The organism is Staphylococcus canis (assembly GCF_016238445.1).
Lineage (GTDB): Bacteria > Bacillota > Bacilli > Staphylococcales > Staphylococcaceae > Staphylococcus > Staphylococcus canis.
In genome coordinates this window covers 1-246 of record NZ_JABANU010000120.1, presented here as the reverse complement: position 1 = coordinate 246, position 246 = coordinate 1, and the positions used below count along the sequence as shown (strand labels likewise).

1 protein-coding gene is annotated in these 246 nt (G+C 42.7%); it reads left to right on the top strand.

The window, feature by feature from the left end; all coding sequences use genetic code 11:
• On the top strand, positions 1 to 246 hold a 246-nt coding region (locus tag HHH54_RS11170), incomplete at both ends, for a putative Ig domain-containing protein (protein ID WP_198618839.1).

The following is a 246-nucleotide window of genomic DNA, read 5'->3' as shown; positions in this document are numbered from 1 at the left end:
ATGATGATGGAGATGGCGTACCAGATACAGAAGAATTAAACACAAATAAAAATCCAAAAGATGGAACAGACCAAGCAAACACACCACCAACAATCGATCCGATTAACGATACAACAGTGGTGGAAGGACAACCAATCACAGCGATTCCAGTAACATCAACAGATGACAGTGGAACACCACCGACGGTGACAGTAGAAGGATTACCACCAGGATTAACATATGATCCTGCAACAGGAGAAATCACAG